Raw genomic sequence first — 8,400 nt, 5'->3', positions numbered from 1 at the left:
GATGACAATAAGAGCGACCCTGCAGGAAATGCGGGAGGCCGGGTGGCATGCGGTGTGTTGTCGGCGGGATGATCGTCCCGATGAACTGATCGGGCCGGCTTTTCGCTTCCGCGTCAGGCTGCGCGATATCGTTCGACGATATGATAGGTGGCGCCTTCATGGCCGAGATGACTTTCGAACAGGGCGAAGCTGTCCACCGTAAACACGGTGCTCGTGAAGCCGCCATGCACGGCGATGAAGTCCTCCATTGAGCCGGCGGCGCGTCCGAAACGGGCGATGGTGATATGGGGAAGATAGGCGCGTTCGTACGGACGAAGGCCAACGCTTGTGCAGGCCCGGTCTATCCGCTTATGCAGTTGGCTTAGCTGATGCCGGGGCTGGACGCCGCTCCAGAGCGTGTCGATGCGGCCTCTGCGGTCGAATTGCCCCAGCCCGGTCAAAGCAATTTCGAACGGTTGGAAATGAATCTCGCTCAATGCGGCGGTGAGGTCGGCGGCGCAATGCCGATCCACTTCGCCGACAAAGCGCAGGGTGATGTGAAGTCGTTCATCATCCTGCCACCGCGCGCCGGGAATCCCGCCCATCAAGTCAAGCAAAGTCCGGCGGATTTCGGCTGGGGGACGAATGGCGACGAAAAGGCGGGGCATGTCTTTCTATAAACCGCTTCGCCTGATGAGTCAGGTTGGCGTGACCATTTAAATCCGGAGCGGTTGCGACATTTGCGCACGACGGCCCAAGCTCTTTGCTTGAATTGATCGCCGGATAGACCGATAATGAGGATGCTGGCCCAAATAATGCCAGCGAAGGAGATTATCCCATGGCCAATTGGTCCGATCCGCGTTCCGACATTGCGGGTTTTGGCGGCACGACCGTCGCGCGCGGGGAGGCGTTCGACGCCGGTCTGCGCAGCTACATGTTGTCGGTTTATAATTATATGGCGAGCGGCGTGCTCTTGACCGGCTTGGTCGCCATGCTGTTCGCGTCGAGCGGGTTCGCCTATCAGGTGCTGGCAGGCCCCGGCATCCTGAAATATGTCATCATGTTTGCGCCGCTGATTTTCGTCATGGTGCTGAGCTTCGGCATCGGCCGCCTGTCGACCGTTGCCGCGCAAGGACTCTATTGGGCTTATGCCGCTGTGATGGGATTGTCGCTCTCGTCGATCCTGCTGGTCTATACCGGTACTTCGGTCGCCCAGACTTTCTTTGCGACTTCAGCCGCTTTTGCGGGCCTTAGCCTCTGGGGCTACACGACGAAGCGCAACCTGTCGGGCTTTGGCACATTTCTGATCATGGGGGTCGTCGGCCTGCTGGTCGCCATGTTGATCAACCTCTTCCTGCGTTCGAGCGCAATGGACATGGTGATCAGCTTCATCGGCGTCCTGTTGTTCGCGGGACTGACCGCTTATGACACGCAGAAGATCAAGAGCGTCTACGCGCAGATTGCTGGCACGGATATGGTCGGCAAGTCGGTCGTAATGGGGGCGCTGACCCTTTACCTCGACTTCATCAACATGTTTCTGTTCCTGCTGCGCTTCATGGGTAACCAACGCAACTGAGCCGGTTTTCCGACCTGAAATCAAGGCCCGGCAGAGCGATCCGCCGGGCCTTTTCGTGTCATGCGGATGGCTGCATTTTCGCGATCAACGCGCCGTCCAGTTCCTTCTGTCGCTGATAAGCCGGGCGCGCGCGCAGGCGGGCGGCATAGGCTTCGAAGCCGGGGCGGCTGGGGATCGTGCCGAAGCTGAGACCCCAGTCGATCTGCGAACCCACATAAACATCGGCGGCGGTGAACTGATCGCCGCAAATCCAGGCGGGGCCATCCACCGCTTGGGCCAGCGCATCGATCGCCTGTTCAAATGTGCCATAGCCCGCCATCCGCTCCCGGCCTTCTGGAACGGTGAAACCCAGCGCCCTGTTGGTGACGGCGGCCTCGACCGGGCCGGCGGCGAAGAAGAGCCAGCGATAATAATCGGCGCGCTTGTCGGGGGCGGGGGCAAGCCCGGCCGCTGGAAAGGCGTCGGCGAGATAGGCGCAGATGGCGGCACATTCCGTCACCACCTTTCCGCCATGCACGATGGCCGGCACCTTGCCCATCGGGTTGATCGCCAGATAATCGGCTGATTTCATGGCGCCTTCATAATCGAGCACGACCATCTCATAAGGCTGTCCGACTTCCTCCAGCATCCAGCGGGCGATCTGGCCGCGTGACATGGGGTTGGTGTAGAAGTTGATCTTGTGAGGCATGGCATAGCTCTCCTGCGGACGACGGCCGGATGGTGCCGCAAGCGGGCATTCAATGCGAGGGTTCAATCGGCAGGTTCATATCGCCGGTTTCGAATCTCCACAGAAATGCCGAGCCGCATGGAGCTTCGACGGACCCACTGCCGACAGGCGGCGGCGTAGATTTAGAAATGGTTCGAAAGTCGCGTCCGTCGATGCCTTCAACGTAAAAAGGGCGACCTGTCAGGCCGCCCTTCTTCATTCCGCGATGCGGGTTTTTACTTCGCCGATTCTGCAGGCTTGGCCTTCCCACCCTTCTTGCCCTTTTTGGGGGCGGCCGGGATGATTTCGAAGGCGAGGGCGTCGTCCTTCAGCCGAACCTGGACCTCGCCGCCATGGACGAGCTTACCGAACAGCAGTTCTTCGGCCAGCGGCTGTTTGATCTTTTCCTGCATCAGGCGGCCCATCGGACGTGCGCCGTAGAGCTTGTCATAGCCCTTCTTGGTGAGCCAAGCCTTGGCGTCGTCTTCCAACGTGATGTGAACGTCCCGATCCGCCAACTGGAGTTCGAGCTGGAGGATGAACTTGTCGACAACACGGGCCACGATCTCCGGCGGCAGATAGCCGAAAGGAACGATGGCATCGAGGCGGTTGCGGAATTCCGGAGTGAAGAGCTTCCTCACTGCGTCCTCCTGCGCATCCTCGCGGGTCAATTCACCGAAGCCGATGCTTTCCTTCGCCATGTCCGACGCACCGGCATTGGTGGTCATGATGAGGATGGTGTTGCGGAAATCCACCGTCTTGCCGTGGTGATCGGTCAGGCGGCCATTGTCCATCACCTGCAACAATATGTTGAACAGGTCGGGATGGGCCTTCTCGATCTCGTCCAGCAGCAGCACGCTGTGCGGATTCTGGTCGACCGCATCGGTCAGCAGGCCGCCCTGATCATAGCCGACATAGCCTGGAGGCGCGCCGATCAGGCGGCTGACCGAGTGCCGCTCCATATATTCCGACATGTCGAAACGCTGAAGCGGGATGCCGAGCAGATGGGCGAGTTGACGCGCAACCTCCGTCTTTCCGACGCCGGTGGGACCGGAGAAAAGATAATTGCCGATCGGCTTGTCCGGATCGCGCAGGCCTGCGCGTGACAGCTTGATCGCGGAAGACAGCACCTCGATCGCCCGGTTCTGGCCGAAGACGACCCGCTTCAGATCGGTTTCGAGCGTTTCCAGTACCGACTTGTCGTCAGCCGATACGGTCTTGGGAGGAATGCGAGCCATGGTCGCGATGACCTGCTCGATCTCCCTGGGTGTGATCGTCTTCTTGCGCTTGCTGGGCACGACCAGCATCTGCATCGCGCCGACCTCGTCGATCACGTCGATCGCCTTGTCAGGCAGCTTCCGATCGTTGATGTAGCGTGCCGACAACTCCACCGCTGCCTTGATCGCGTCGGGAGTATATTTGACGTTGTGATGCTCCTCAAAGGCGCTGCGGAGCCCGGCGAGGATCTTGATCGTATCTTCGACCGTCGGCTCGTTGACGTCGATCTTCTGGAACCGGCGCAGCAAGGCACGGTCCTTTTCGAAGTGGTTGCGGAACTCCTTGTAGGTGGTCGAACCGATGCAACGGATCGTCCCGCCCGAAAGAGCAGGCTTCAGCAGGTTGGACGCGTCCATCGCGCCGCCGCTGGTCGCGCCTGCGCCGATCACCGTATGGATTTCGTCGATGAAGAGAACCGCGTGCGGCATCTTTTCAAGTTCGGTGACGACTGCCTTCAAGCGTTCCTCGAAATCGCCGCGATAACGGGTGCCGGCCAGAAGCGCGCCCATGTCGAGCGAGTAGATCACCGCTTCCTTGAGAACATCGGGAACCTCGCCCTCAACGATCTTGCGCGCCAGACCTTCCGCGATGGCGGTCTTGCCGACGCCCGGATCGCCCACATAGAGCGGGTTGTTCTTAGACCGCCGGCACAGGATCTGGATGGTCCGGTCGACTTCGGAAGCGCGACCGATCAGCGGGTCAACCTTGCCCCGCGCCGCCTTCTCGTTGAGGTTGACGGTGAACTGCTCCAAGGCACTGTCCTTCTTGCCCTTGCTGTCCTGCGCTTTCTTTTCCTCTTCCTGAGCGCCCTTGGTTTCGCGCTGCTCAGGGGCGGCCGTGCCCTTGCCGACACCGTGGCTGATGTAGCTGACGGCATCGAGGCGGCTCATATCCTGCTGCTGGAGGAAATAGACCGCGTAGCTTTCCCGTTCGGAGAAAAGGGCGACGAGGACGTTGGCTCCCGTCACTTCATCCTTGCCCGAAGACTGGACGTGCAGGATCGCGCGCTGGACGACGCGCTGGAAACCGCTGGTGGGGGAGGGGTCGCTGGCCCCTTCCACCTTTAGGCTGTCAAGCTCGGTATCGAGATATTGCGTCACCGCATCGGATAGTTCGCCAAGCTCCACGCCGCAGGCCTGCATCACCTTCGACGCATGTTCATCGTCGATGAGCGCAAACAGCAGATGCTCCAGCGTCGCATATTCGTGACGGCGCTCCGATGCGTGCGTCAGCGCATTATGCAGGGTGGTTTCAAGGGCGGGCGCGAAAGATGGCATGTCTTTTATACTCCTGACCCCCAATGAGGGGCTGTCTTGAACCATATGTCGGCATTGCTCGACGACGGATCAAGATGGACATCCTGACCGCCGGAATTGCCAGACTGCCCGCGCCCGGTGAAACTCCTCCTGGAGTCGCAAAGGGCGGGGCGCGGGTTCATCGCTTGAATAACGCCTCTGCGCTTGCTTTGTGGTTAAAGGCGCTTTCAATCTTTGATCGGGTTCGGGTGATTTCACCCTCCAGCGCGAGGATGCGCGCCTCCAGATCGGCCACGGAAAGTGGGCCCAGATCCTGTCGGAGCAGTTGGGCCAGCGGATCATCAGCCTTGCGTGGCAGATCTTCATCCATGTCCATGACGTGCAATGTTGACCCTGCGGATCAGTCTGTCAATAAGGCCTTCATTCCGCCCGTCGATTTAGGTGCGGTGCAACATAATCGGGCGGGGCGGCCATGGTGGACGAGAACGCAATTCCGGGCGAAGTGCCAAAAGAAATGCTTGCGATCGGCATCCCGGTGCCGGGTGGCCCTGATGCTTTGGTCCCCGGGCGGCGGCCCGTACCTGTTCCCGGCGCCGATGAAGTGCTGATCAAGGTGGCCGCTGCGGGCGTCAATCGCCCCGACGTGATGCAGCGGCAGGGCAAATATCCGCCGCCGCCGGGGGCTTCGGACGTTCCGGGGCTGGAGGTTTCAGGCGTGATCGTGGCGGCTGGCGGGAGCGCCGATCTGCTGGTGGGCCAACGTGTCTGCGCGCTGCTGCCGGGTGGCGGATATGCCGAATATGCGGTGGCACCCGCCGGACAGTGTCTGCCCGTGCCGGATGACTATGATCTGGTCGAAGCGGCCGCCCTGCCGGAGACGCTGTTCACCGTGTGGAGCAACCTGTTCGAGCGCGCCTATGTCGTGGAGGGGGACGCCGTGCTGGTCCATGGCGGGACGAGCGGCATCGGGACCATGGCGATTGCGCTCTGCAAGCTGTTTGACATCACCACGATCGTCACCTGCGGCAGCGAAGCGAAATGCGAACAGGCCAAAGCCTGGGGCGTAGATCATGCGATCAACTATCGCACGCAGGATTTTGTCGAGGAAGTGAAGCGCATCACCGGCGGACAGGGAGTGCAGGCGGTGCTCGACATGGTCGGCGGCGATTATGTGCCGCGCAATATCGAATGCCTGGCCGAGGACGGCCGTCATGTGTCGATCGCGGTGATGAGCGGGCCGACGGCGACGGTCTTCCTGCCCGCGATCATGAGCAAGCGGCTGACCCTCACCGGGTCGACGCTGCGGCCGCGCTCGGTGGCCTTCAAGAGCCTGGTCGCCGATGAGTTGATGCGGGTCGTCTGGACCTTCGTCGAGCAGGGCAAGCTGCGGCCCGCAATGGATAGCCGTTTTCCGCTGGCAGAGGCGGCCAAGGCCCACGCGCGCATGGATGCGGGCGATCATTTCGGAAAGATTGTCCTGACGGTTTGATGGGGTGGAGGTCGGATATGCCGCTCCTGAATCCTCATTCCAGCTTTCCCTGAAATGACGGGATCTGGCTGAAACCGTAGCATTTCGGTCATATTCGGCGCGGAGTTGTAACATAGCGGCGCTAAGGATTCGCTCCTGAGGGAAACAGCTCAGGGGTCGCATCATGAACGCCATCACACGCTTGCCGTTCCTGGCAGACATGGGTGACGCTGCCGCCGACGACAGGTTCACCATCCCCGAACGGGAGGGAAAGCGTCGCCGCTATCGCACCATCTGGATTTCGGACATCCATCTCGGCACGCGCGGCTGCAATGCGAAGATGCTGATAGACTTCCTCGACAGCGTCGACAGCGACATCATGTATCTGGTGGGCGACATCATCGACGGCTGGCGGCTCAAGAAGCGCTTCTACTGGCCCGCCGCCCACAATGATGTCGTATGGCGCGTAATGAAGCGCGCCAAGCGCGGCACTCGCGTCGTCTATATCCCCGGCAATCATGACGAGATGTTCCGCCAGTTCACCGGCATGAGCTTCGGTGGCGTGGAAATCCGGCGCAAGGCCATCCATGAGACCGCCGATGGCCGCAAGCTGCTGGTGCTGCATGGCGACGAGTTCGACACGATCATGCTGGCCCATCGCTGGCTCGCCTTTGTCGGCGACGCTGCCTACACCATGCTCATGCGCCTCAACGTCGTGGTGAACGGGGTGCGCCAGCGCATGGGCCTGCCTTATTGGTCGCTCAGCAAAATGGCCAAGCATAAGGTCAAGAACGCCGTATCCTTCATCTCCCGCTTCGAGGAAGTGGTCGCGCATGAGGCCGGGACGCGCGGCGTCGACGGCGTGGTCTGCGGTCATATCCACAATGCCGAGATGCGCGAGATCGGGGGCGTTGCCTATTATAATGACGGCGACTGGGTCGAGGGCTGCACCGCGCTGGTCGAGCATTTCGACGGCCGCATGGAAGTACTGCACTGGGCCGATGAGATCTCCCGGCGCACCGCCGACGAACCCGCCCGGATCGCGGCCTGACAGGAGTGGAGCCGATGCGCCCATCTCCCATGCGCATAATCATCGTCACCGACGCCTGGAGTCCGCAGGTCAACGGCGTCGTCCGCACCCTTCACACCATCCAGACGGAACTGGAGCATATGGGGCATGCCGTGAAGGTGATCTCGCCCGACCTGTTCGGCTCTATCCCTTGCCCGACCTATCCTGAAATCCGGCTGGCCTTTGCCCGCTCGACCGTCGTGGGTCAGATGATCGCGGCCTTTCGCCCCGATGCGATCCATCTCGCCACCGAAGGCCCGCTCTGTCTGGCCGCGCGGCGCTGGTGCCTGCGCAGCGGCATTCGTTTCACCACCGCCTATCACACCCATTTCCCCGACTATGTGGCGCAGCGCACCGGCCTGCCCGCATCCTGGTTCTGGCGCTATATTCGCTGGTTCCATGGCCCCGCCGAAGCGGTGCTGGTATCGACCGGATCGGTGCGGCAGCAACTGCGCGCCCATGGGCTGGCGCAGGTCCGCGCATGGGGCAGGGGGGTGGACCTTGCCGCCTTCACCCCGCAAGTGCCGCCGCCAGCAGCCTTTGCCGGTCTGCCGCGTCCGATCCAGCTTTATGTCGGGCGCGTTGCGGTCGAGAAAAATCTCGAAGCCTTCCTCTCCAGCGATCATCCCGGCACCAAGGTCGTCGTCGGCGACGGCCCGGCCCGCTCCATGCTGGAGAAGGCTTATCCGCAGGCCCGCTTCCTTGGCCCGATGTTCGGCGCGGACCTTGCGGGCGCCTATGCCGGGGCCGACGTCTTCGTCTTCCCCAGCCGCACCGACACGTTCGGCCTCGTCATGATCGAGGCGCTGGCCTGCGGCACGCCCGTCGCCGCCTATCCCGTTACCGGTCCGATCGACATCGTGACCCCCGAAACGGGCGCCCTGTCCGACCGGCTGGAGGATGCCATCGCCGCCGCGCTTCTCTGCGACAGGCAAGTCTGTGCCGCCTATGGCCAGAGCTTCAGCTGGGAACGCAGCGCGCAGGAATTTCTGACCGGCCTGCACAATATCGACCCAGAAATGCTGGAAAGCGCCGCCTGACGCTTTTCCTTGCCGTGCGGGGCGGGAT

The 8,400-nt window shown here is 61.7% G+C and carries 8 protein-coding genes and 1 pseudogene; 5 read left to right on the top strand and 4 right to left on the bottom strand.

The window, feature by feature from the left end; translation table 11 throughout:
- Positions 1-72 (top strand): annotated as a pseudogene (locus ACFC3J_RS13000) (superoxide dismutase family protein); the annotation flags it as partial.
- 41 nt (positions 73-113) lie between these two features.
- Here the strand turns inward: ACFC3J_RS13000 and thpR are convergent.
- Positions 114-647: an RNA 2',3'-cyclic phosphodiesterase gene (gene thpR, locus ACFC3J_RS12995; RefSeq protein ID WP_375196588.1), complete on the bottom strand. Its 534-nt coding sequence runs from the start codon at positions 645-647 to the stop codon at positions 114-116.
- Positions 648-817: 170 nt separating this feature from the next.
- Here thpR and ACFC3J_RS12990 point away from each other — a divergent pair, with 170 nt between their 5' ends.
- Complete coding sequence (locus tag ACFC3J_RS12990) at positions 818-1,555, top strand: Bax inhibitor-1/YccA family protein (protein WP_375196587.1); 738 nt, start codon at positions 818-820, stop codon at positions 1,553-1,555.
- A gap of 58 nt (positions 1,556-1,613) precedes the next feature.
- On the opposite strand, the gene ACFC3J_RS12985 is transcribed toward ACFC3J_RS12990, so the two are convergent.
- The 3 genes from ACFC3J_RS12985 to ACFC3J_RS12975 all read right to left on the bottom strand — a co-directional run bounded on the left by ACFC3J_RS12985 (position 1,614) and on the right by ACFC3J_RS12975 (position 5,171).
- Entirely contained in the window at positions 1,614-2,243 is a 630-nt protein-coding gene (locus ACFC3J_RS12985; RefSeq protein WP_375196586.1) for a glutathione S-transferase family protein, read from the bottom strand.
- Between the two features lie 254 nt (positions 2,244-2,497).
- Positions 2,498-4,816 (bottom strand): ATP-dependent Clp protease ATP-binding subunit ClpA, encoded by a 2,319-nt coding sequence (gene clpA / locus ACFC3J_RS12980; RefSeq protein ID WP_375196585.1) that lies wholly within the window; start codon positions 4,814-4,816, stop codon positions 2,498-2,500.
- A 157-nt stretch (positions 4,817-4,973) separates the two neighbouring features.
- Entirely contained in the window at positions 4,974-5,171 is a 198-nt protein-coding gene (locus ACFC3J_RS12975; RefSeq protein WP_375196584.1) for a DUF1192 domain-containing protein, read from the bottom strand.
- A gap of 96 nt (positions 5,172-5,267) precedes the next feature.
- Between ACFC3J_RS12975 and ACFC3J_RS12970 the strand changes: the two genes are divergently transcribed.
- The 3 genes from ACFC3J_RS12970 to ACFC3J_RS12960 all read left to right on the top strand — a co-directional run bounded on the left by ACFC3J_RS12970 (position 5,268) and on the right by ACFC3J_RS12960 (position 8,372).
- A complete protein-coding gene (locus ACFC3J_RS12970) occupies positions 5,268-6,284 on the top strand; it encodes an NAD(P)H-quinone oxidoreductase (protein WP_375196583.1) in 1,017 nt (338 codons plus the stop codon).
- 163 nt (positions 6,285-6,447) lie between these two features.
- Positions 6,448-7,314 (top strand): UDP-2,3-diacylglucosamine diphosphatase, encoded by an 867-nt coding sequence (locus tag ACFC3J_RS12965; protein ID WP_375196582.1) that lies wholly within the window; start codon positions 6,448-6,450, stop codon positions 7,312-7,314.
- Positions 7,315-7,343: 29 nt separating this feature from the next.
- Complete coding sequence (locus ACFC3J_RS12960) at positions 7,344-8,372, top strand: glycosyltransferase family 4 protein (RefSeq protein ID WP_375196581.1); 1,029 nt, start codon at positions 7,344-7,346, stop codon at positions 8,370-8,372.
- The last annotated feature ends 28 nt before the right edge of the window (positions 8,373-8,400 follow it).

Source organism: Sphingobium sp., from assembly GCF_041987595.1.
Taxonomy (GTDB): Bacteria; Pseudomonadota; Alphaproteobacteria; order Sphingomonadales; family Sphingomonadaceae; genus Sphingobium.
Note: the sequence above shows the minus strand (reverse complement) of the source record. Positions and strands in the feature narration are given on the sequence as shown.